A 22087-nucleotide genomic window follows, 5' to 3' on the forward strand; every position below is an offset into this window, starting at 1 on the left:
TGGCCGTTTCCGGTACGTTGAGCGCGGACGCAAACGGACAACCCGGAGGGTGGACGCGTGAAGGTACTCGTCGCGGGCGGCGCGGGCTTCATCGGCAGCACGATCGTCTCGGCCTGCCTCGACGACGGCATCGTTCCCGTCGTACTCGACAACCTGTGCACCGGCCGGATCGAGTTCACCCGGGACCGGATCTTCTACCAGGGCGACATCGCCGACGGTGCGCTCGTCGACCGGATCTTCGCCGAACACCCCGACATCGACGCCGTCGTGCACGCCGCCGCGCTGATCGTGGTCCCGGAGTCGGTCGAGCAGCCGCTGCGCTACTACCGGGAGAACGTCGCCAAGTCGGTCGACCTGGTCGAACACGTGGTACGCAACGGCTGCCGGCGCCTGCTCTTCAGTTCGTCGGCGGCGATCTACCGCCCGAGCGACGACTTCTCCGTCGACGAGACGTCGGGCCTCGACCCGCTGAGCCCGTACGCGCGCACCAAGGCGATGATGGAGTCGATCCTCGCCGACGCGGCGGCCGCCACCGACCTGCGGGTGCTGTCCCTGCGCTACTTCAACCCGATCGGCGCCGACCCGGAGCTTCGTACCGGCCTGCAGCTCCGTCAGCCGTCGCACGCCCTCGGCAAGATCATTACCGCGTACGAGAACGACGAGGAGTTCCTGATCACCGGCGTCGACTGGCCGACCCGGGACGGCTCCGGCATCCGCGACTACATCCACGTCTGGGACCTCGCCCGGGCGCACGTGCAGGCGCTGCGCCGCTTCGACGCGGTCCTGCCCGCCGACGGCGCCCACTCCCACGAGGTGATCAACCTCGGCACCGGCGACGGCACCACCGTGCGCGAGCTGGTGACCGCCTTCCAGTCGGTGGCCGGGCGGCCGCTGCGCGTGGGCGAGACCGGCCCGCGGCCGGGCGACTCGGCCGGCACCTACACCCGCATCGACAAGGCCGGCCGGCTGCTGGACTGGAAGCCGGAGTTCACCGTCGCCGAGGGCATCCGCCACTCGCTCCAGTGGGCCGAGATCCGCGACACCCGCCTCACGGCCTCCTGACCCCCACCCCGCCCCTGCCCCGTTCCGTTCCGTTCCGCGATCTTGCACTCGTCGCCCCCGAAGCGGTACAGAAGGGGGAGACAAGTGCAAGATCGCGGGGAACAGGGGGCGGGGGTCAGGAGGGCAAGGGGGCCGGGAGGGCGGCGGTCAGGTCCTCGGCGATCAGGGTGAGCTGCCAGGACCGGGCGCCGTACCCGCGCAGGGTCTGGGTCACCGTCTCGACCGTGCTCTCCTCCGGCGGCGTCCAGGCCAGCCGGCGCACCGAATCCGGGGTGATCAGGTTTTCCGGCGGGAGCCGGTGCTCCGCCGCGATCCGGGTCACGACCTCGCGGCACCGGGCCAGCCGGGCCGCCGCGGCCGGGTCGCGCTCGGCCCAGCGGTGCGGCGGCGGTGGGCCGTCGACCGGCGGGTTGACCGGCAGCTCGCTGTCCGCCAGCGCCCGTGCCTCGCCGAGCGCCTCCAGCCAGACCCGGGCCAGCCGCCGCACTGACCGGCCGCCGAAGCCGGGCAGGGTCAACAGCGTGCGCTCGTCGCGCGGATCCGTCTCCGCCGCCGCGATGATCGCCGCGTCGGGCAGGACCCGACCCGGCGCCGAGTCGCGCCGGGCGGCGATCTGGTCCCGCGCGTACCACATGGCGCGTACCCGGGCCTGGGCCCGCGCCCCGCGCACCCGGTGGATACCGGAGGTGCGCCGCCACGGGTCCGGCCGCTGCCGCGGGGGAACCAGGCCCCAGGCGACGACGGCGGCGAACTCCTCCGCGGCCCACCCGTCCTTGCCCTGTGCCACCAGCTCGGCGGCCAGTGCGTCCCGCAGGTCGGTGAGCATCTCCACGTCGAGGGCCGCGTACGTCAGCCACGACTCCGGCAGCGGCCGGCTCGACCAGTCGGCCGCCGAATGGTGCTTCTCCAGGGTGTAGCCGAGCAGCGACTCGGTCAGCGCGGCCAGGCCGACCCGCTCGAATCCGGCCAGCCGGGCGGCCAGCTCGGTGTCGAACAGCCGGCGGGGCCGCAGCCCGAGATCGGCCAGGCACGGCAGGTCCTGGCTCGCCGCGTGCAGCACCCACTCGGTGTCGGCGATGGCCGCGTCCAGGGTCCGCAGGTCACCCAGGGGCAGCGGGTCGACGAGTACGGTCCCCGCGCCGGCACGGCGCAGTTGGACCAGGTAGGCACGCTGGCTGTAGCGGTAGCCGGAGGCACGTTCGGCGTCGATCGCCACCGGACCGGTGCCGGCGGCGAAACGGGCCACTACCTCGGCCAACTCGTCAGGTGTCTCGGCGGGGACGGGGGTGCCGTCGCGGGGGGCGATGAGCGGAACGGGCCCGCCAGGCTTCGGGTCGGGCCCCACTGCATCTGACGCCGACGTGGCGGCTCCATCTGACGCCGGCGCACCCGCCGGACGGCTGTGTGGCTCGTCCCCCGCTTGGCGTTCGTGGGCCCGACGGCGCAGGGGTGGTTCGTCGGTCACCTGGCAACCCTAGTCGGCGCACGCTCGCGGGATCGAACAGCCGGCCCGGCGAGTCGACCGTGATCCGCTCGCGGGTACCTTTCCCCCGGATGATCGGCATGGTTTGTCATGGCCCGGACATCAGGGCAGACAAAGCCCTTTCACGCAGGTACGGTCCACCCTGCCGCGAGATCAGATCGTGGGGTTGTCCGGTCGTGCGACCGTTGGACAGTGGAGTCGGCCATGCGCCGCCGACGCGGAGAAAAGACACGAGACGGCGTCCCTGGGAGGCGTGTAACGATGACCGCTGGCTACGACCCGTACGCCGGACAGCCGGGCAACCAGCAGCCCGCGCCGGGCCAGCCCGCGGCGGACGGGTCGGAAACCCGGCAGCCGCCCGCCCCGGAAACCGGTACGCCGGCCCGCCCCGGCCCGCTGCCGCCCAAGATGGAGCCCCCGCAGTTGGCACCGCCACCGCCGCCGCCCGCGCAGCCGTGGTCGGGTGCCGGGTCACCGGTCACCCAGTCGTGGCCCACGCCGGGCTCGCCCGTCGTCGCCGCGCCGCAGCCGCGGTCGGCGCCGCCGGTGCACCCGCCGGCGGGCTTCCCCGGTGCCGCCCCGCCGCCGGCCGCCCGGCGGCGCGTCTCCTGGCCGGGCGTTGTCGCGCTCGTCCTGGCGCTGTTCCTCGGCGTTGTGGCCGGACTTCAGGCGGTGCAGATCAACGACCTGTCGGAGCGGCTGGCCGCCGCCGACGACCGGCTCGCCGATGCGCAGGCCAGTGACGGCAGTCGCTTCGAGGGCCTGGAGGGCCGGACCGGAGAGCTGGAGAAGCAGGCCGGCGACGTGTTCAACCCGGAGGCCATCTCGACCGTGGCGCTGCCCAGTGTCTTCCGGGTCAGCGCCGGCAACTCCGGGGGCACCGCCTTCGCCGTCGGCAAGCCGGCCGAGGGCGGCGGCACCAACCTGTTCACCAACTTCCACGTGGTCGAGTCGGTGTGGAACAGCGGTGGCCGCGAGGTCTTCATCGAGCGTCGTGACCAGCGCTTCCCGGCCATGATCGTACGCGTCGACGAGCGCAACGACGTCGCCCAACTGGTGACCACCGGCGCGTTCACCGGCCTGGTCACCGCCACCGAGCCGGTCAAGTCGGGCCAGCAGGTCGTGGTGGTCGGCGCCCCGCTCGGCCTGGAGGACACCGTCACCACCGGTGTGGTCAGTGCCTTCCGCACCATGCCGGGCGGCGGCCCTTCCATGATCCAGTTCGACGCTTCGATCAACCCCGGCAACTCCGGGGGACCGGTCATCAACAGCGCCAAGCAGGTGGTCGGTATCGCCACCGCGAAGGTCGCCGACGCCGAGGGGGTCGGGCTGGCCATCCCGATCGCCACCGCCTGCGACGGATTCCAGATCTGCTGACCCGCCCGGCCACCCGCCCGCCCCGCCGCCCTCCGACACCGCCAGGCGGCGGCCACTCTTCTGGAGGAAGTAATGTCCTACCCGCCGACCGGCCCTGACGGGTCACCGCAGCAGGGCTACGACCCGAACGCGTACGGTCCTCCCGCCGGCGACCAGGGCGGTCCGTACCAGCCGTACCAGGGCTCTCCGCCGCCGCAGGGCGGGTTCGGGTCGCCGGTCGCGTACGACCCCGGCTACCAGCAGCCGCCGGCCCAGCAGCCGTACCCGGGCGCGCAGATGTCCGGCCCGCCGTTCGGCGAGCAGATGTCCGGGCCCCCGGTGTCGGCCAGCCCGGCGCCGGCCGCCGCGCCGAAGAAGAGCCAGACGGTGCTGATCCTCGGGATCGTCGCCGGCCTGCTGTTCGTGCTCGGCGGGGTGATGACCGGCCTCTACGTCGCCAAGTCCAACGAACTCTCCGAGACCAGGGGCACGCTCACCGCCCAGGTCAAGGAGCGGGACACCACGATCACCACCAGGAACACCGAGCTGGAGAAGCTGAAGACCGACCTGTCGGCGGCGACCAAGCGGGCCGACACCGCCGAGCAGAACCTGACCGGCACCCAGAACGACCGCGACGAGCAGGTCCGGCAGAAGCAGATCATCTCCAAGTGCCTCGAGCTGCTCAGCACCGCGCTGACGGCCGCGGCGGCCGGCAACCAGTCCGCCTACGACGCCGCGGTGAAGGACCTCGACAAGACCTGCGACGAGGCCAACAAGTACCTCTGAGTCATCCGGCGGGGCGTCCCGGAAGGGGCGCCCCGACCCACGGGGGAGCGGACCGGCGGTCAGCGGCCGGCGGCCGACCGGCGGTCGGGCAGTGCGGTGACCCCGGGCGGCGGCAGCCCCGCGGTGGAGGCCAGCAGCGCGCACCAGCCGTGCAGGTGGGCGGCGAAGTCGTCGGTGGCCGGTGTCCACGACGCCCTGATCTCGATGTCGGCGGCCGCCGGCTCGCCGGCCAGGTCGCCGAACCGGGTCGACATGGTCTGCGTGACCGTGCCGCCCATCGCCCGGTGTCCGGCGTGGTGCGCCTCGAGCCCGTCGACGAGCCAGCTCCAGCCCACCGACGGCAGCAGCGGGTCGGCGGCCAGCTCCAGTTCGAGATCCGCCGACACGTACGTGACCAGCCGCATCGTGCCGTCCCACGCGTCGTGGCCGGCGGGGTCGTGCAGCAGGATCAGCCGGCCGGTGGCCACCTCGTCGCCGGCGCGCAGGACCGTTGCGGCCAGCGCGAACGCGTACGGGGCCAGCCGTTGCGGTGCGCCGATCTCCTTGAGCACGATCTCCCGGCGGGGGTTGCCGTGCGCAGGCCGGCCACCGCGTTCGCGAACACCTCGGGAACCGCGGTGGGGGCTGACATGTCCGCAGCCTAAGCCGGCAGCCGGCCGCCGGGAGATCGGCACGCCGATCATCCCTGCCCCGGGACGTCACACCGGACACCGCTTTCCTGGCAAGCCAGACATAAGCCACGGATTCCGGTCCACGTGACCTGGCCCGCCCGGGCCGGACGGCCCGGTACCGCCGTCCGGCGCCCGTGGCACGATGGCGGGGATGACGACGACGATGCCGGGCAACGCGGCCCCCGACCGCGGCACCGCCCACGACCAGGACACCACCGAAGAGCCGGCGTTCCTGCGGGCCTGCCGCCGCCAACCGGTGCCGCACACCCCGGTCTGGTTCATGCGCCAGGCCGGCCGGTCACTGCCGGAATACCGGGAGATCCGGGCCGGTATCCCGATGCTGGAGTCGTGCCGCCGGCCCGACCTGGTCACCGAGATCACCCTCCAGCCGGTCCGCCGGCACGGCGTCGACGCCGCCATCCTCTTCAGCGACATCGTGGTCCCGGTCGCCGCCGCCGGCGTCGACCTCGACATCGTCCCCGGCACCGGACCCGTCGTCGCCGAACCGGTACGCACCCACGCCGACGTCGAACGCATCCGGCAGATCACCGTCGACGACGTGTCGTACGTCGCCGAGGCGGTCCGCCTGCTCGTCGCCGAACTCGGCAGCACACCGCTCATCGGGTTCGCCGGCGCGCCGTTCACCCTGGCCAGCTACCTCGTCGAAGGCGGACCGTCGCGCACCCACGCCAAGACCAAGGCCCTGATGTACGGCGACCCCGACCTGTGGCACGCGCTGTGCGGCCGGCTCGCCGACATCACCCTGGAGTTCCTGCGCGTCCAGGTCGCCGCCGGGGTCGGCGCCGTACAGCTCTTCGACTCCTGGGCCGGCGCGCTGTCCGCCGCCGACTACCGCACCTACGTCCAGCCGCACTCGACCCGGGTCCTCGGCGGACTCGCCGACGCCGGCGTACCCCGGATCCACTTCGGGGTCGGCACCGCCGAACTGCTGCCGGCGATGGCGCAGGCCGGTGCCGACGTGGTCGGCGTCGACTGGCGTACCCCGCTCGACGTCGCCACCGGCCGGATCGGCGCCGACAAGGCCGTGCAGGGCAACCTCGACCCGTGCGTGCTCTTCGCGCCGTGGCCGGTCGTCGAGACCGAGGTCCGGCGGATCCTCGCCGAGGGGCGGGCCACCCCGGCCACGTCTTCAACCTCGGCCACGGCGTGCTGCCCGAGACCGACCCCGACGTGCTCACCCGGGTCGTCGACCTGGTGCACCAGGCATCCGCCCGCTGACATGGACCGCACAGGGGGCGACGGACGCGGCGGCTGGAACGTCGCGGTCGTCGGCGGCGGCATCGCCGGACTGGCCGCCGCCGTACGGCTGCGCGACCGCGCCCCCCGCGACACCCGGATCACCGTGTTCGAACGGTCCGGCGCGCTCGGCGGCAAACTCCGCACCGGAGAGCTCGCCGGATCGGCCGCCGAGACCGGCGCCGAGACGTTCCTGATGCGTGACCCCGCCGGGGGCGACTCGGCCGCCGTCGCCCTGGCCCGCCGCCTCGGCCTCGGCGACCGGATCACCCATCCCGCGGTCGGGCAGGCCGCCATCGCCGTCGGCGGGCGGTTGCGGCCGATGCCGAAGGGCACCCTGATCGGCGTACCCGGTGACCTGGCCGCCGTGACCGGGATCGCCCGGCCGGCCGCCGACCTCGACCACGACGCCGGCCGCCCGCTGCTCGACCCCGACGAGGACGTCGCGGTCGGCGCGCTCGTCCGGCGGCGGCTCGGCGACGAGGTCGTCGACCGGCTCGTCGACCCGATGCTCGGCGGCGTCTACGCCGGTCGGGCCGACACCCTGTCGCTCGCGGCCACCATGCCCGGCCTGGCCCGCGCCGCCCGCCACGAGGGCACCCTGGTCGGCGCCGTACGCGCCGCGCAGGCGGCCGCGCCCCGACCGACCGGCGTCCCGGTCTTCGGCACCATCGACACCGGACTCGGCACCCTGGTCGCCGCCGCCGCCACGCACAGCGGCGCCGAACTGCGGCTCGACGCGACCGTACGCGAACTCGTCCGCACCCCGACCGGCTGGCGGCTCGTCGTCGGCCCCACCCCCGCCCCGGAGGCGGTCGAGGTCGACGCGGTCGTGCTCGCCCTGCCGGCCCGGCCCGCCGCCCGGCTGCTCGCCGACGTCGACGCCGAAGCGGGCCGCCTCGTCGGCGTACTCGAATACGCCAGCGTGGCCCTGGTCAGCCTCGCCCTGCCCGACCCGCCGCTGCCCGACCTGTCCGGCTTCCTCGTACCGGCCACCGAGGGCACCCTGATCAAGGCGGCCACCTTCTTCACCACCAAGTGGGCCCACCTGCGCCGCGCCGACGGGCTCGCGGTCGTCCGCGCCTCCGTCGGCCGGCACGGCGAGGAACACCAGCTCCAGCGCTCCGACGACGAGCTGGTCGACGCCGTACACCGGGACCTGTCCACCGTGCTGCGGGCGGCCGTGCCGGCGCCCGTCGACAGCCGGGTCCAGCGGTGGGGCGGCGCCCTGCCGCAGTACACCCCCGGCCACCCCGACCGGATCGCGGCGGCCCGGACCCGGCTGCGCGCCACCCAACCCACCCTCGCCCTGGCCGGCGCCGGCTACGACGGGGTCGGCATCCCGGTCTGCGTCCGCTCCGGCGAGACGGCGGCCGAAGAGATCATCAAGTCCCTGGAAGGAAGGTCGACATGACCAGCGAGCAGACCAACGCCGCCCGGCTCCGCGAGATCAACGCGACCATCCGCTACACCATGTGGTCGGTGTTCCGGTACAGCGGCCAACTGCCCGCCCTGCGCGACGGCGTCACCGCCGAGGTCGAGTCGCTCGTCGACGGCCTCGCCGCCAAGGACGTCACCGTACGCGGCACCTACGACGTCTCCGGCCTGCGCGCCGACGCCGACATCATGGTCTGGTGGCACTCCGGTTCGCCGGACGCGCTGCAGGAGGCGTACGGCCTGCTGCGCCGCACCACACTCGGCCGCACGCTGACGCCGGTGTGGTCGCAGATGGCGCTGCACCGGCCGGCCGAGTTCAACAAGAGCCACGTACCCGCGTTCCTCGCCGGCGAGGAGGCCCGCGCCTACGTGTGCGTCTACCCGTTCGTCCGCTCGTACGAGTGGTATCTGCTGCCCGACGCCGAGCGCCGGGAGATGCTGGCCGAACACGGCCGGATGGCCCGCCCGTACCCCGACGTACGCGCCAACACCGTCCCGTCGTTCGGCCTCGGCGACTACGAGTGGATGCTGGCCTTCGAGGCCGACGAACTGCACCGCATCGTCGACCTGATGCGCGACCTGCGGGCGTCGACGGCCCGCCGCCACGTCCGCGAGGAGATCCCGTTCTACACCGGCCGCCGGCGTTCCGTGGCCGAACTGGTGACCGCCCTGCCGTAATTCGGTCCTCGCTCCGCTCGGACGGCTCGCTCCGCTTCGCGCCGCCCCATGCACCGTCTTCGCCCTGTGGGCATGACGGCTTCGCCGCATGTCCTCGGGCTCCAGACGGTGCGGCGGCGCTCGGTCGACTCGCGACTCCGGTCGCGGTCTACCGGGGGTCGCGGCGCATGGGGATGTGGGGGATGCCGTCCTCGACGTACTCGGGGCCGGTGGTGGTGTAGCCGAAGCGGGCGTAGAAGCCGGCCAGGTGCGCCTGCGCGTCGAGCACCGACGGCCGGTCGCCGACCACCCGCAACGCCTCGGTCATGAGCCGGCCGGCGAGGCCGTCGCCCCGCGCCTCGCGGGCCACCAGGACCCGGCCGATCCGCGCGACCCCGTCCGGGTCGGCGAGGATCCGCAGGTACGCGACCGGGGCGCCGCCCCGGGCCAGCCAGAGGTGCCGGGTGCCGGGTTCGGTGTCCCGCCCGTCGAGTTCGGGATACGCGCACTCCTGCTCGACCACGAACACGTCGACCCGCAGTCGCAGCAGGTCGTGGAGGGTACGGGTGTCCAGGTCGGCGAAGGTCGCCACGCGCGTCTCGGTCGTCTGCGGCTGCATTCCGCGATCGTAGGCGCGCCCGCGGCGACTCCCACCGGCCGGTGTGGGAGGCCGGCGCCCGCCGCGGGCCGGTGCCGGTGGCCAGCCGTGCGGTGGCCAGTGCGGCCAGCCGGCCGTGCGGTGGCCCGTTCGGCCCGCCGGCCGTGTGGCGTCCGGCTGTCGCCGGCCGCACCATGATCGTCTGCTGTCCAGGCGGTGCCTCGTCGGCGTGTCGACTGCCGGAGCAGCAGACGATCATGGTGCCCCGCCGTGTCGCGCCCGGAGCACGGTGGGCGCGACCGCCGCGTCGCGTGGTACGGCGCGCCGGGGAAGGCGGCGCGCGGTGCACGGTGCGCGGTACGGCGCTCTGTGGGGCGGGGCGGGGAAGGCGTCGCGCGGCGCGGCGGGGAAGGTGCCGCGGGGAAGGCGCGACGGGGGAGTGGTTAGCCCGGGTGGGTGCCCACGGTGTCGCGCAGGCCGGCGCCGTGTTCGCGGTCCACCGCGCGGGCGCAGTGGGCGCAGCAGAAGAACCGGCCGGACACCTCCACCCCGTGTCCGATGATCTTGCAGCCGCAGTGTTCGCAGATGGGTGCGAGGCGGTGGGCCGCGCACTCGAACGAGTCGAACGTGTGCACGTCGCCGCTCACCGTCCGTACCTCGAACGTCATCCAGTATTCGTTGCCGCAGACCTCGCAGGTCCCCATGGCACAACCTCCCGTTTCGTCTCCCGGCCAGCCTGCGGGAGGGCCCGGCCGCGAGCGGCTGAAAACGGGGAAAATCGGCTGTTTGCGCTAGTCGGGGGAGCGGAACCGCCACCCGGCTGACCTGCGCATCGGTGGCTCCGGGCTCGTATCCGGTTCGGATATATCCCGTGAATTGCGTGTAACGCGCGGTGTGTCGGTGGCGCCGGCGTGCCGGCGCGGGGAAGCTCAGACGGTTGGAACCTTTTCCCGGAGGGGCGGCGTGATCAAACGCAGTAGATTGTTCGGCAACAAGACCCGGGTAACGTTCTGCCTGCCCAAGGACGCGCCGAACGGCGCGGTCAGCGTGGTCGGATGTTTCAACGACTGGGAGCCGGGGCGGCACGAACTCGTGCTGCGGCGCAACGGCATCCGTACCGTCACCGTCAACCTCACGCCCGGCGACTACCACTTCCGCTACCTCGCCAGCGGCGGCGTGTGGCTCGACGACGACCAGGCCGACCTGGTCGACCAGCGGGGCGGGCGGCTGCTGCTCCGCTGAACCGGCGCGGCGTGGGCGAGGTCGCGGTCCGCGGCCCCGCCCACGCCTACCCGCCGCCGGCCGTCACGCTCCCTCGCGCGGCTCCAACGTCATCGACACCGAGTTGATGCAGTACCGGGCGTTCTTCGGCGTGTAGTGCTCGCCGTCGAACCGGTGCCCCAGGTGCGAGTCGCAGACCGCGCACCGCACCTCGACCCGGACCATGCCGTGCGAACGGTCCTCGACGTATTTGATGGCACCGGGCAGCGCCTCGTCGAAACTCGGCCAGCCACAGTGCGAGTCGAACTTCGTGTCGCTGGAGAACAGTTCGGTGCCGCAGGCCCGGCAGTGGTAAAGCCCGGGCGTCTTCGTGTCGACGTACTCGCCGGTGAAGGGCGCCTCGGTGCCGGCCTGGCGCAGTACCCGGAACTCCTCCGGGGAAAGTCGGACCCGCCACTCGTCCTCGGTGGTCGGCAGCGTGCTCTTGTCAACAGCCATACCCCAACGGTACGACTCCGGGCCGCCGTCGGTCCGCTCCTGACCGGACCGGACAGCGGGGGCGTACCGGGTCGGACCGCGCGTGTGGGCATCGGTCACACCGTCGGTGGTCTATCGTCGCGACATGGGCGGCAGCGCGGGCACCGACAACTCCAGGACCGGCGCAAAAGCGCCGGCGGACAACTCCGGGACCGGCGCAGAAGCGTCGGCGGACAACTCCGGGACCGGCGCAGAAGCGTCGGCGGACAACTCCGGGACCGGCGCGAAGGCGCCGAGGTCGCGGGCGAGCGCGAAGGCGCCGGCCGTCGAGGTCGAGGTCGCCGGCCGTACGGTGCGGCTGAGCAGCCCGGACCGGATCTACTTCCCCGGCCCCGGCTACACCAAGCTCGACCTGTTCAACTACTACCTGTCCGTCGGCGACGGCATCATGCGGGCGCTGCGCCGCCGGCCGACGATGCTCCAGCGGTTCCCGCAGGGCATCGAGGGCGAGATGTTCTTCCAGAAGCGGGTGCCGACCCGGGGCGTACCGCCGTGGATCGAGACCACGACGATCAGCTTCCCGAGCGGGCGTACGGCCGACGAGCTGTGCCCGGCCGACCTGGCGCACGTCGCCTGGGCGGCCCAGATGGGCACCGTCGTGTTCCATCCGTGGCCGGTACGCGCCGACGACGTCGACCGCCCCGACGAACTGCGCATCGACCTCGACCCGCAGCCGGGCACCGACTTCGCCGACGCGGTCGCGGTCGCCGGCGAGGTCCGCGCACTGCTCGACGAACTGGGCGTCACCGGCTTTCCGAAGACCTCCGGTGGCCGGGGCGTCCACATCTATCTGCGGATCGCGCCCCGGTGGACGTTCACCCAGGTGCGCCGGGCGGCGATCGCGTTCGCCCGGGAGATCGAGCGGCGCCGGCCCGACCTGGTCACCACCGCCTGGTGGAAGGAGCAGCGCGGCGAGAAGGTCTTCATCGACTACAACCAGATGGCCCGCGACCGCACGATCGCCTGCGCCTACTCGCTGCGGGCCAACGGCCGGGCCACCGTCTCCACCCCGGTCACCTGGGACGAACTGGCCGACGTCGAGCCGAACGACTTCGACCTGCGGACCGTACCGGAGCGGTTCGCCCGGATCGGCGACCCGCACGCGGCGATCGACGACGCCGGGTGGGACATCACGCCGCTGCTGGAGTGGGCCGACCGGGACGACAAGGAGGGCCAGGGCGACCTGCCGTATCCGCCGGACCATCCGAAGATGCCCGGTGAGCCGAAGCGGGTGCAGCCGTCGAAGGACCGCGACCGCAAGGGCTGACGCCGGCCCGGTCAGAGCGCGAGCTTCATTCCCTCGTGGCTGGCCTCGAACCCGAGCCCGGCGTAGAAGCGGTGCGCATCGGCGCGCCGTTTGTCGGTGGTGAGCTGGACGAGCCGGCAGCCGCGCGCCCGCGCCTCGTCGACCGCCCACGAGATCATCCGGCGGCCGAGCCCGGCGCCGCGCTGGTCGACGCGGACCCGCACCGCCTCGATCTGGGCCCGCTCCGCCCCCTTCCGGCTCAGGCCGGGAATGAACGTGAGCTGCATCGTGCCGACCACCTCGCCGCCGAGATCGGCGACGACGAGCGCGTTGCGCGGGTCGGCGTCGATGTCGTCAAACGCCCGCCAGTAGGCGGCGTCGACCTCCTCGGCGACGCCCTCGCCCGTTGCCTCCCGGCCGGCACCGAGCGGGTCGTCGGCGAGCAGGGCGACGATCGCCGGTACGTCGGCGCGGCGGGCCGCGCGGAAGATCACTTCGGTCACGGATGCCAGTCTGCCAGCCGACTCAGCGGGCCGGGCAGCGCCGATCGGTGGTCGGCACGGTCAGGTCGATCAGGTACGCGTCGACCACCTCGTTGACGCAGCCGGTCTGCGGGTAGGCGGTGTGCCCCTCGCCCTCCCAGGTCAGCACCACGCCGACGCCGAGCATCTCGGCCAGCCGCGGCGTCTGCTCGTACGGGGTCGCCGGGTCGCCGGTGGTGCCGACGACCAGGATCGGCGGGGCACCGGTCGCCGGCCCGGTCGGGTAGCCGTCGCGCTGCGCCGGCCACGAGGCGCAGGACAGCATCGAGACCGCGAGCGGCGCCCCGAAGAGCGGGTACCGGTCGCGCCACTCCGTCTGGAGGTCGCGGATCTGCTCGACGCTCGGCCCGGATTCCTCGTCGGCGCAGTTGACCGCGATGTTGGCGTCGAACAGGTTGCTGTAGTGCCCGTCGGGGCCGCGTTCGGCGTACCGGTCGGCCAGTTCGAAGACCTTGGCCGGATCGCCGCGCTGGAGGTCGTCGATCGCCCCGGCCAGTTCCTCCCAGCCGGTCTCGGTGTAGAGCGACGAGATCACCGCGTAGAGGATCCAGCCGGCGGTGGCCTGCCGGCCGCCCTCGCCGGAAACGGGGGACACCCGTGCCTTCTCCAGCGCGTCGGTCACCGCGGTCCGCGCGTCCGGCGCGATCGGGCACCGGTCCGGGGTCTGCGCGCACCACCGGGTGAAGTTGTCGAACGCCAGCTCGAACCCCTTGGCCTGGCCCTCGGAGCTCTCGACGATGCCCTGCCGCGGGTCGATCGCGCCGTCGAGCACCAGCGCGCGCACGTTCTGCGGGAAGAGTTGGGCGTACGTCGCGCCGAGCAGGGTGCCGTACGAGTAGCCGAGGTAGGTCAGCTTCTCGTCCCCGACGGCGACGCGTACCGCGTCCATGTCCCGGGCCGCCTGCTCGGTGGCGAACAGTCGCAGCCGGTCGCCGTACTCGGCGCCGCAGCCCTCGCCGATGCGCTGGCTCAACGCGACCAGCGCGTCGAACTCGGCCTGGTCGGGATCGGGTTCGGCGCCGAAGGTCGCGTCGAGGTCGGCGTCCGGGATGCACTTGACCGGGCTGGACCGGCTCACCCCGCGCGGGTCGAACCCGACGACGTCGAACCGCTGGAGCACCTCGGTCGGCAGCCCGCCGAACGCCGGACCGAACGACAGGTAGACGGCGGTGTCGACGCCGGAACCGCCGGGGCCACCGGGGTTGAGCACCAGCGAACCGATCCGGTCACGCTGGTCGGCGGCCCGGGCCCGCAGCAGCGCGATGTCGAACGTGCCGCCGTCGGGCGCGGCCCAGTCCCGGGGGACCTGGATGGTCGCGCACTCGTAGCTGACGCCGGCCGCGCCCCGGCCGACCAGGTCCTCGGCCACCTCCGGGCAGGGTCGCCACACCGTGGCGGCGGCGCCGGCCGAATCCGTCGGGGTGGGCTGGGCGGCGGGGTCCCGGTCGCCGCGGCCGGGCAGCGTGCATCCGGCGAGGACCAGTGTCGCGGCCAGCAGGCCGGCCAGGATCGTCCGGTGGTTCCGGGCCACGGGCATCCCTCCAAGATCGTGCTGCCGCTGGGCCCAGCCTATGCCGGCCGGTCAGCCGGTCGGGTCGGGATCGCCCGCGAGGACCTGGTCGACGTCGAAGCGCACCGGCCGTTCCAACTGGTCGTAGCCGCACGACCGCGGATCGCGGTCCGGCCGCCAGCGGGCGAACCGGGCGGTGTGCCGGAACCGGTCGCCCTCCATCGCGTCGTATGCCACCTCGACGACCAGCTCCGGCCGCAGCGGCTCCCACTCCAGGGTCTTGGTGCCGGTCCACCGGCTGGGCCCGCCCGGGATCCGCTGGCCCAACTCGTGGTCACCGTGCCGCCACGGGTGCCCGGTCACCCCCTTCCGGTACGGCGCCAGCTCGTCGAGCAGCTCCCTGCGGCGGGCCATCGTGAACGACGCCGACACCCCGACGTGGTGCAGGGTGCCGCTGTCGTCGTACAGGCCGAGCAGCAGCGAGCCGACCACCGGGCCGGACTTGTGCCAGCGGAAGCCGGCGACCACCACGTCCGCCGTACGGGCGTGTTTGACCTTGAACATGAGCCGCTTGCCCGGCTCGTACGCGATGTCGGCCGGCTTGGCGATGATCCCGTCCAGCCCGGCGCCCTCGAAGATCTCGAACCAGCGCCGGGCGGTCGCCAGGTCGGCGGTCGTCGGGGTGACGTGCACCGGCGGCTCGACCCCGCGCAGCGCCTCGGCCAGCCGGGCCCGGCGCTGCGTGTACGGCCGGTCGACCAGGGCCTCGTCACCGATGGCGAGCAGGTCGAAGGCGACCAGGTCGGCCGGGGTGGTCTCGGCCAGCATCCGTACCCGGGACGCGGCCGGATGGATCCGCTGGGAGAGCAGTTCGAAGTCGAGCCGGGGCCGGCCGTCGCCGTCGCGGCGGATCAGGATCAGCTCGGCGTCGACGGCGCAGCGGGCCGGGAGCTGGGCCCGGGCCTGCTCGACCACCTCGGGAAAGTAGCGGGTCAGGGTCTTGCCGCCCCGGCTGGCCAGCTCGACCTCGTCGCCGTCGCGGAAGACGATGCACCGGAAGCCGTCCCACTTCGGCTCGTAGGTCATGCCTTCGCCGACGGGGATGTCCGGCACGCTCTTGGCGAGCATCGGCTCGACCGGTGGGTTGACGGGCAGCTCCATCCGCCCAGTCAACCACCCGGGTACGTCAGAACCCGGCAGCGTCGTCGTAGCGGCGGCGCAGCTCGGTCATTGCCGACGCGTCCAGCGACTCCTCGAACGCCTCGGCCTGGTATCGCGCCGGGATCAGTTCGAGCACCCGCTCGCGGAACGTCGCGGTCTGCGTCGCCTCGGCCACCTGGATCGTCGGGGGGTCGGTCGACAGCCGCATCACCACCGGGCCGACCAGCTTGACCGCGCCGTCCCAGTGCCGCCGTCCCTCGGCGATGCCGCACAGGTGGTGGCCGTAGACGACGTCGACCCGGTCGAGGCTGCCGGCGTCGGCCGGCTCGAACCCGAAGATCCGTACGGCGCAGACCGTGGTCGCGCTGCCGTAGCCGGCGGCGTGCGCGCCGTGGCCGCCGTGCTGCTCGGCCGGGGTGGACTCCAGGACGGTCACCATCCGGGCGGCGATCTGCGTACGCAGGTCGCCGGCGTCCGACCCACCGGCCCCGGTGATCCACTGCGTGACGAGTACGGCGACCAGCGTGCCGGCCAGCGCGGCGGCGATCCACAGGTGCCGGCGGCGAGGTCGGGTATCGACGTCGGTGGACATGTCGAGGATGTTTCCACGTTCATGGGAGCGTGTCCATGGCTGGTCGGGCGCATTCGGTCTCAGATGCGACGTTCGCGCGGCGGCCACCCTGCGACCGCGCGATCTTGGGGATGTTGCGGGCATTCCGGACCGGTTCCCCCACGACAAGCCCTTGATCACCGCGCGTACCCGCGCGGACCGACGCGGGGCGGTCAGTAGCGGGCGAAGGAGCGCAGCGGCATCCGTGGACCGAACCGGGGTGCGTGGAGGCCGGCCGCGTCCAGCAGCGCGCACACCCGCCCGCGATGCCCCGCGAACGGCGCCAGCAGGGCCAGCATCCGGGCGTCGTCGCCGCGCGGCTCGCCGGCCAGCGCCCAGGCCACCGTGTTCGGGATGTGGAAGTCGCCGACGCTGACCGCGTCGGCGTCGCCGTACGCGATCCGGACCACCTCGGCCGCCGTCCACGGCCCGATGCCCGCGATCGCGGTGAGCCGGGCGGTGGCCTCGGCCGAGTCGACGCACCGTTCGAGCCGGTCGGCCGCGGCGGCGGCCCGGCGCAGCGTGTCGGCCCGCCGCTGCTCGACCCCGAACGGATGGAACACCCAGTACGGCTGCGCCGCGATCGTCGCCGGCTCGGGCGGGATCCACAGGTTGGCGACCGGGCCGGGCGCCGGCGTTCCGAACCGGCGGACGGTCGCCGCGTAGGCCCGGTACGCCTCCTTGCCGGTGACCTTCTGCTCGAGCACGGCCCGCAGCAGCCGGGGGAAGACCTGCCCGGTGGCGGGCAGCCGCAGGCCGCGGTGGGTGCGGGCGAGCTGCTCCACCACCGGGTGGGTGGCGGCGGCCTCGGCGAAGCCGGTCAGGTCGTCACGCAGCCCGGCGACCGCGTCGGCCCGGTCCACGACCCGGTCGGCGCCCGGCCCGAAGCCCTCCGCGACCAGTTCACCGCCGCTGCGCCGCAGGGCGAGGGCGCCGGGGCCGTCCGGGGTGCGGGCCGTCCACCAGAAGGCGCCGTCGACGAACCGGGCGCACGGGTCGTGGCGGCCCATCGCGAGCGCGCCGACCGAGCCGGCCAGGTGGTAGCCCGCCGGCGGCCGCAGGGTCCGGCTCGCCGCCGCCCCGGTCCCGTCCACCCGGACACTGTGTCATGGACCCGCCCCGCGCGACGACCGGCGGTCGCCCCGGACACCGGGGCCGGACCGGCGGAGCCCGGCCGCCCGGCACGGCCCCGCCCAGCCGGATCCGGTCCGGCACGGTCCGGCCCAGCGGGGCCCGGTCCGGCACGGTCCGGCCCAGCGGGGTCCGGCCCGCAGCGACTGCGCCCGGCGCGGTGCGCTGCGGCGGAACGGATCCGGTCCGTTGGGCCGGTCGCCGCGCCGGTTCACCGGGCCGCGCCCGCGGCCACGACCGGAAGCGCCACCCGCCGGCCGGCGACCACCGCGCGGGCCAGCAACGCGTACGCCACCAGCAGCAGCACCGGCGACACCAGGCCGGTGACCCGGCCGGTGGTGAGCACGAAGAACGCGACCACGCCGAGCCCGGCCAGCACCGGCACGTACCAGCGGACCAGCCGGCCGACCGCGGCGGCGACCGGCACCAGCACCAGCCCGAGCAGGCCGCCGACCATGCCCGGCAGCAGGACGCCGAGGGCCAGCAGCGGCGAACCGCCGGCCGCCTCGTTGACCACCGTGGCCCGCTCGGTGCCGAGCGTCGCCTCGGCCGCCAGCACCAGGTAGTCGGAGACCATCAGACCCTGCCAGTTCAGCAACCCGAGCCCGGCGATCCCGCCGGCCAGCAGCCCGAAGACCCGGCCCCGGCCGGTCAGCCGGCCGGTCACGGTCAGCACCCCGGGTACGAACAGCAGCCACGACAGGTGCAGGAAGAACGCGCTCGCCTGCGCGCCGCCCGGGTCGCTCGCCAGCGACGGGGCGATCTCGAACGCGCCGCCGGGCATCGTCGCCATCCCGGCCGCCAGCGCGGCCGGCGCCGCGACCAGGCAGGCCACCCCGGCGGTACGGCGGAACACGGGATAGCCGCCACCGTCCTCCGGAGCCGGTGTGACGTGCCACAGCCGGGTCGCGGCGAGGACGTTGGCGACGGTCAGCACCACCGGGCCGGTGATCCCGAGCAGCGGCGACTCGATCGCGAACAGCAGGTACAGGCCGAAACCGGCGGTCGCGACCAGCGGATACCACCACCCGACCGCCCGGCCGTACGCGGCGACGTACGGGGTCAGCAGCATCGCCACGAACCAGCCGACCATCCCGGGCAGTCGCCAGCCCGCGGTGAACCAGCCGTACGTGCCGGCCTCCCGCTCGTGCGCGGCGAACGCGGCCTGGTCGACGGTGTCGGCCAGCGCGATCGCGAAGAAGTCGGTCACCACCAGGGCGGCGAAGACCGACAACCCGAAGATGATCGCCGTCCAGGCGACCGCGGCCGCCGCCGCGCCCCGCCGACCGACCGGCCCGAGCAGGGCGAGCAGCCCGGGGACGTACAGCAGCCAGGCCCAGTGCAGCAGCAGCGAGTGCAGCCCGGCGGCGCCCGGATCGGCGCGGATCGCGTCGTAGTACCCGACGTCGCCGAGCGCCGGGTCGACGGCCGTCGCCGCCGCCAGCAGGAGCGGAGCGGTCCCGAGGCAGATCAGCCCCGCCCGCTGTCGTCGGATGAAGATGTCGGTGGTCATGCGTACTCCCTGTTCCGCGCCCACCGGCGGCGGGCGTCGGCCGCTGACGGTAGGTACGCGCCACCGCCGGGACGCCACTCCGACGGGTGAACCGGTGTCCGCCGCGCGGCGGATCCGCCCGTCCGCCGCGCGACCGGTTCCGGCCCGGTGACCGGCCCGTACGCTCGCGCCGTGTGGCGCTTGCGGATCGGTCGGCTGGACCTGGCGGTCGCGGTCGTGTTCACGACATTCGGGCTGTTCGAAGAGGCGACCGCCCCGCACCGGCTGCCGCTGTGGGGCGGGCGGTTGGCGTTCGCGACGCTGCTGGTGTTCCTCCGCCGCCGCTTCCCGCTGGCCACCCTGCTGCTGGACGTGGTGGTCATCCAGGTGTGGTGGCTACCCGGTGACATCGAGAACTTCCGGGTGTGGCAGGCCCTGTGCCTGTTCATCGGGCTGCACACGGTCGGCCGGGAGATCGTCTTCTGGGGGCCGGGCCGCTCGCCGGGATGGCGCCGGACCGCCGCGGTGGTGCTGGTCACCGGCACGGTCGCGGTGCTGATCGGCCAGCGCACCATGACGCCGTCCGACGTGTTCGCCTCGCTGCTCTACCCGTTGGGTGCGTACGCCACCGGCCTGCTGCTGCAGGTGCAGGCCCGCCGGATGGCCGAACACAACGCGGCCCTGTCGGCGGCCCGTGAGCTGCGGGCCCGGGAGGCGGTCGCGCAGGAACGGGCCCGGATCGCCCGGGAGCTGCACGACATGGTCGCGCACAGCGTCACCGTCATGGTGCTGCAGGCCGGCGCGGTACGCCGCCGCCTCGACGCCGACCAGCTCGCCGAACGCGACCTGCTGTCCGGTGTGGAGGCCGCCGGCCGGGAGGCGGTGACCGAACTGCGCCGCACCCTGGGGCTGCTGCGCGGCGACGCGACGGAGAGCCGTACCCCGCAGCCCGGGCTGGCCCGCCTCGACGAACTGGTCGAACAGGTCGGCGAGGCCGGCCTGACGGTACGGGTGACCGTCGCGGGCGAGCCCCGTCCACTGCCGCCGAGTCTCGACCTGTCGGCGTACCGGATCGTCCAGGAGGCACTGACCAACGTGCTCAAGCACGCCGGCCCGGCCCGGGTCGAGGTGACCCTGACGTACCGGGTCGACGGCCTCGACATCGTGGTCGTCGACGACGGTGGTCCGGCGGGCGGCCGGCCGCCGCGCGACCCGGCACCCGGGCACGGCCTGGTCGGCATGCGGGAGCGGGTCGCGCTGTTCGGCGGCGACCTCTCGGCCGGCGCCCGCCCCGGCGGCGGCTACCGGATCCGGGCCCGGCTACCCCGCCCGCCGGGGTGACCTCCGCCGCGCGGATGACCGGCGGTCCGCACCGCTGCGGACGGCGTCCCGCGCCGGGACGGATACGCTCCCCGCTGTGACGATCCGGTTGGTGGTGGCCGACGACCAGGCGATGATCCGGGCCGGGCTGCGACTCGTCGTGGAGACGGAGCCGGACCTCCAGGTGGTGGGCGAGGCCACCGACGGGCTGGAGGCGGTGGCGCTGGCCCGCCGGACCCGCCCCGACGTGGTGCTGATGGACATCGCCATGCCCCGGCTCGACGGCCTGGCCGCCGCCCGTGAACTGCTCGCCACCCCGGCACCGCCCCGGATCATCATGCTGACGACCTTCGACACCGACGACAACCTGTACGCCGCACTGCGCGTCGGTGCGAGCGGCTTCCTGCTGAAGGTGTCGCCGCCGGAGCAGTTGGTGGCCGCGATCCGGGTCGTGGCGGCCGGCGAGGCGTTGCTCGACCCGGCCGTCACCACCCGGGTGATCGCCACCTTCACCGCCCAGCCGCCGCCCCGCCGGCCGGTCGAACTGGACCGGCTCACCCCGCGCGAGCTGGAGGTGCTGACCCTGATGGCCCGGGGCCGCTCCAACGCCGAGATCGCCGCCGCGCTGGTCGTCGGGGAGGCGACGGTGAAGACGCACGTCGCGCGGGTGCTGATGAAGCTGGACCTGCGGGACCGGGTGCAGGCGGTCGTGTACGCCTACGAGTCGGGCCTGGTCCGCGCCGGACAGGCGAGCTGACGTCGGCTAGAAGAAGCCGACCGGTGGCGGGTCCGACGGGCGGGCGGTCGCGTCGCGTACGACGGCCGCGCCGCCGGTGAACCGTTCCAGTTCGTCGCCGTGTACCACCCGGCCCGGGAACCAGTCGCCGGCCGCCCGCCGGGTCAGCCCGGCCACCGGCGGCGCCACCCGCCCGGCGACCAGCACCAGGTTGCCGTACCGCCGGCCGCGCAGCACCGCCGTGTCGGCGACCAGGCACGCGTGGGGAAGTACGGCACCGACCGTGGCGACCTGGCCGCGGGCGTACTTCAGCGCCCCGCCGTCGGCGAGGTTGGCGACGTGGAGACCGCCGGGCGCCAGCACCCTGGCCACCTCGCCGGCGAACTCGACCGAGGTCAGCCGGGCCGGGGTACGGGCACCGGCGAACACGTCCGCGACGACCAGGTCGTACGACCCGTCCCGGCCGGTGGTGACCGCGTCGCGGGCGTCGCCGACCCGGACCCGCAGGTTGCGGTCAGGCGGCCAGGGCAGGTGCTCCCGGACCAGGTCGACCAGGGTGGCGTCGATCTCGACGACCCGCTGGGTGGAGCCGGGCCGGGTCCGCGACACGTAGCGGGGCAGGGTGAGCGCGCCGCCGCCGAGGTGCAGCACCCGCAGCGACCGGCCGGCGGGCGCCATCAGGTCGACGACCATGGCGATCCGGCGGACGTACTCGAACTCCAGATGGGTCGGGTCGGTGAGGTCGACGTGCGACTGCGGGGTGCCGTCGACCAGCAGCGTGAAGCTGTCGGGGCGGTCCGGGTCGGGGGCGAGTTCGGCCAGCCCGGAGTCGATTCGTACCCCGAGCCGCTGCCCACCACGCTTACGCCCCACGCCGTCGAGTATGCCGGGACATGTGTGCCGGCCGTCGAGGGAGCACAATCCCACTGAGGTGACGCAGGGGAGGGGTTGTGAACCATGCTCAATGGAAGACCCGTCGGACCAGAAGACTCCTGGGAGAGTCGGTCGAGGAGACCCCCGCTTACGTGGAGGCCGGGTACGCGTTCGCGCTCGGGCAGGCCGTCTACGACCGGCGTACGGCACTCGGCCTGTCCCAGGCGGAGTTGGCCCGCCGGGCGGGCATGACCCAGCCGCAGATCTCCAATATCGAGGGTGGTGACTCGCTGCCGACCCTGCCGCTGCTCACCCGGCTGGCCAAGGCGTTGGATGCCTCGCTGACGATCGACCTGGACGGGGACGGCTCGGCCTTCGTGTTCAACGCGCGTGGTGGCACC

Annotated in this window: 20 protein-coding genes and 3 pseudogenes; 11 read left to right on the forward strand and 12 right to left on the reverse strand. The window is 73.9% G+C overall.

Translation table 11 applies throughout. The annotated features are described in order from the left end of the window. Nucleotides 1–57 precede the first annotated feature (57 nt). The gene (galE, locus tag Prubr_RS20640) at nucleotides 58–1062 is read left to right on the forward strand and encodes a UDP-glucose 4-epimerase GalE (RefSeq protein WP_212816560.1); all 1005 of its coding nucleotides are present in this window, start codon (nucleotides 58–60) and stop codon (nucleotides 1060–1062) included. A 115-nt stretch (nucleotides 1063–1177) separates the two neighbouring features. Here the strand turns inward: galE and Prubr_RS20645 are convergent, their stop codons facing one another. Next, the gene (locus Prubr_RS20645) at nucleotides 1178–2527 is read right to left on the reverse strand and encodes an HRDC domain-containing protein (protein ID WP_212816561.1); all 1350 of its coding nucleotides are present in this window, start codon (nucleotides 2525–2527) and stop codon (nucleotides 1178–1180) included. A gap of 279 nt (nucleotides 2528–2806) precedes the next feature. Here Prubr_RS20645 and Prubr_RS20650 point away from each other — a divergent pair, with 279 nt between their 5' ends. Next, on the forward strand, nucleotides 2807–3922 hold the full coding sequence (locus Prubr_RS20650; protein ID WP_212816562.1) for a S1C family serine protease: 1116 nt from the start codon (nucleotides 2807–2809) through the stop codon (nucleotides 3920–3922). 72 nt (nucleotides 3923–3994) lie between these two features. Next, on the forward strand, nucleotides 3995–4687 hold the full coding sequence (locus Prubr_RS20655) for a hypothetical protein (protein ID WP_212816563.1): 693 nt from the start codon (nucleotides 3995–3997) through the stop codon (nucleotides 4685–4687). A gap of 59 nt (nucleotides 4688–4746) precedes the next feature. On the opposite strand, the pseudogene Prubr_RS20660 reads toward Prubr_RS20655, so the two are convergent. Further along, nucleotides 4747–5318, reverse strand: a pseudogene (locus Prubr_RS20660) (DUF3000 domain-containing protein). 182 nt (nucleotides 5319–5500) lie between these two features. On the opposite strand from Prubr_RS20660, the pseudogene hemE reads away from it, so the two are divergent. The 3 genes and pseudogenes from hemE to hemQ all read left to right on the forward strand — a co-directional run bounded on the left by hemE (nucleotide 5501) and on the right by hemQ (nucleotide 8730). Further along, a pseudogene (gene hemE, locus Prubr_RS20665) lies at nucleotides 5501–6597 on the forward strand (uroporphyrinogen decarboxylase). A 1-nt stretch (nucleotide 6598) separates the two neighbouring features. Next, complete coding sequence (gene hemG, locus Prubr_RS20670) at nucleotides 6599–8029, forward strand: protoporphyrinogen oxidase (protein ID WP_212816564.1); 1431 nt, start codon at nucleotides 6599–6601, stop codon at nucleotides 8027–8029. Beyond that, nucleotides 8026–8730: a hydrogen peroxide-dependent heme synthase gene (gene hemQ / locus Prubr_RS20675; protein WP_212816565.1), complete on the forward strand. Its 705-nt coding sequence runs from the start codon at nucleotides 8026–8028 to the stop codon at nucleotides 8728–8730. Before hemG ends, hemQ begins: the two co-directional genes overlap by 4 nt. A gap of 148 nt (nucleotides 8731–8878) precedes the next feature. Here hemQ and Prubr_RS20680 read toward each other — a convergent pair whose 3' ends face one another. Then, nucleotides 8879–9328 (reverse strand): GNAT family N-acetyltransferase, encoded by a 450-nt coding sequence (locus Prubr_RS20680; RefSeq protein ID WP_212816566.1) that lies wholly within the window; start codon nucleotides 9326–9328, stop codon nucleotides 8879–8881. A gap of 422 nt (nucleotides 9329–9750) precedes the next feature. Then, on the reverse strand, nucleotides 9751–10011 hold the full coding sequence (locus tag Prubr_RS20685) for a Prokaryotic metallothionein (protein WP_212816567.1): 261 nt from the start codon (nucleotides 10009–10011) through the stop codon (nucleotides 9751–9753). A gap of 259 nt (nucleotides 10012–10270) precedes the next feature. On the opposite strand from Prubr_RS20685, the gene Prubr_RS20690 reads away from it, so the two are divergent. Then, on the forward strand, nucleotides 10271–10549 hold the full coding sequence (locus Prubr_RS20690; RefSeq protein WP_212816568.1) for an isoamylase early set domain-containing protein: 279 nt from the start codon (nucleotides 10271–10273) through the stop codon (nucleotides 10547–10549). 63 nt (nucleotides 10550–10612) lie between these two features. Here Prubr_RS20690 and msrB read toward each other — a convergent pair whose 3' ends face one another. Continuing rightward, nucleotides 10613–11026 (reverse strand): peptide-methionine (R)-S-oxide reductase MsrB, encoded by a 414-nt coding sequence (msrB, locus tag Prubr_RS20695; RefSeq protein WP_212816569.1) that lies wholly within the window; start codon nucleotides 11024–11026, stop codon nucleotides 10613–10615. 124 nt (nucleotides 11027–11150) lie between these two features. Between msrB and ligD the strand changes: the two genes are divergently transcribed. Continuing rightward, complete coding sequence (ligD, locus tag Prubr_RS20700) at nucleotides 11151–12332, forward strand: non-homologous end-joining DNA ligase (RefSeq protein ID WP_212816570.1); 1182 nt, start codon at nucleotides 11151–11153, stop codon at nucleotides 12330–12332. Between the two features lie 11 nt (nucleotides 12333–12343). On the opposite strand, the gene Prubr_RS20705 is transcribed toward ligD, so the two are convergent. The 6 genes from Prubr_RS20705 to Prubr_RS20730 form a co-directional block, all read right to left on the reverse strand. Next, the gene (locus tag Prubr_RS20705) at nucleotides 12344–12814 is read right to left on the reverse strand and encodes a GNAT family N-acetyltransferase (protein WP_212816571.1); all 471 of its coding nucleotides are present in this window, start codon (nucleotides 12812–12814) and stop codon (nucleotides 12344–12346) included. 22 nt (nucleotides 12815–12836) lie between these two features. Beyond that, nucleotides 12837–14390, reverse strand: coding sequence for an alpha/beta hydrolase (locus tag Prubr_RS20710; RefSeq protein ID WP_212816572.1), 1554 nt, complete (start codon nucleotides 14388–14390; stop codon nucleotides 12837–12839). A 45-nt stretch (nucleotides 14391–14435) separates the two neighbouring features. Next, a complete protein-coding gene (locus Prubr_RS20715; RefSeq protein ID WP_212816573.1) occupies nucleotides 14436–15524 on the reverse strand; it encodes an ATP-dependent DNA ligase in 1089 nt (362 codons plus the stop codon). A gap of 25 nt (nucleotides 15525–15549) precedes the next feature. Continuing rightward, nucleotides 15550–16116: a hypothetical protein gene (locus Prubr_RS20720; RefSeq protein ID WP_212816574.1), complete on the reverse strand. Its 567-nt coding sequence runs from the start codon at nucleotides 16114–16116 to the stop codon at nucleotides 15550–15552. Between the two features lie 191 nt (nucleotides 16117–16307). Continuing rightward, nucleotides 16308–17228 (reverse strand): DNA-3-methyladenine glycosylase family protein, encoded by a 921-nt coding sequence (locus Prubr_RS20725; protein WP_212816575.1) that lies wholly within the window; start codon nucleotides 17226–17228, stop codon nucleotides 16308–16310. A 248-nt stretch (nucleotides 17229–17476) separates the two neighbouring features. Then, the gene (locus tag Prubr_RS20730) at nucleotides 17477–18778 is read right to left on the reverse strand and encodes a hypothetical protein (RefSeq protein WP_212816576.1); all 1302 of its coding nucleotides are present in this window, start codon (nucleotides 18776–18778) and stop codon (nucleotides 17477–17479) included. Nucleotides 18779–18949: 171 nt separating this feature from the next. Here Prubr_RS20730 and Prubr_RS20735 point away from each other — a divergent pair, with 171 nt between their 5' ends. Beyond that, nucleotides 18950–20098: a sensor histidine kinase gene (locus Prubr_RS20735; RefSeq protein ID WP_212816577.1), complete on the forward strand. Its 1149-nt coding sequence runs from the start codon at nucleotides 18950–18952 to the stop codon at nucleotides 20096–20098. A 76-nt stretch (nucleotides 20099–20174) separates the two neighbouring features. Next, nucleotides 20175–20834, forward strand: coding sequence for a response regulator (locus Prubr_RS20740; protein ID WP_212816578.1), 660 nt, complete (start codon nucleotides 20175–20177; stop codon nucleotides 20832–20834). Nucleotides 20835–20840: 6 nt separating this feature from the next. On the opposite strand, the gene Prubr_RS20745 is transcribed toward Prubr_RS20740, so the two are convergent. After that, on the reverse strand, nucleotides 20841–21686 hold the full coding sequence (locus tag Prubr_RS20745) for a spermidine synthase (protein WP_212816579.1): 846 nt from the start codon (nucleotides 21684–21686) through the stop codon (nucleotides 20841–20843). A 152-nt stretch (nucleotides 21687–21838) separates the two neighbouring features. Here Prubr_RS20745 and Prubr_RS38260 point away from each other — a divergent pair. Beyond that, a pseudogene (locus Prubr_RS38260) lies at nucleotides 21839–22021 on the forward strand (helix-turn-helix domain-containing protein); the annotation flags it as partial. Between the last annotated feature and the right edge of the window lie 66 nt (nucleotides 22022–22087).

Origin of the sequence: Polymorphospora rubra (assembly GCF_018324255.1) — a bacterium.
In the GTDB taxonomy this organism is placed as follows: Bacteria; Actinomycetota; Actinomycetes; order Mycobacteriales; family Micromonosporaceae; genus Polymorphospora; species Polymorphospora rubra.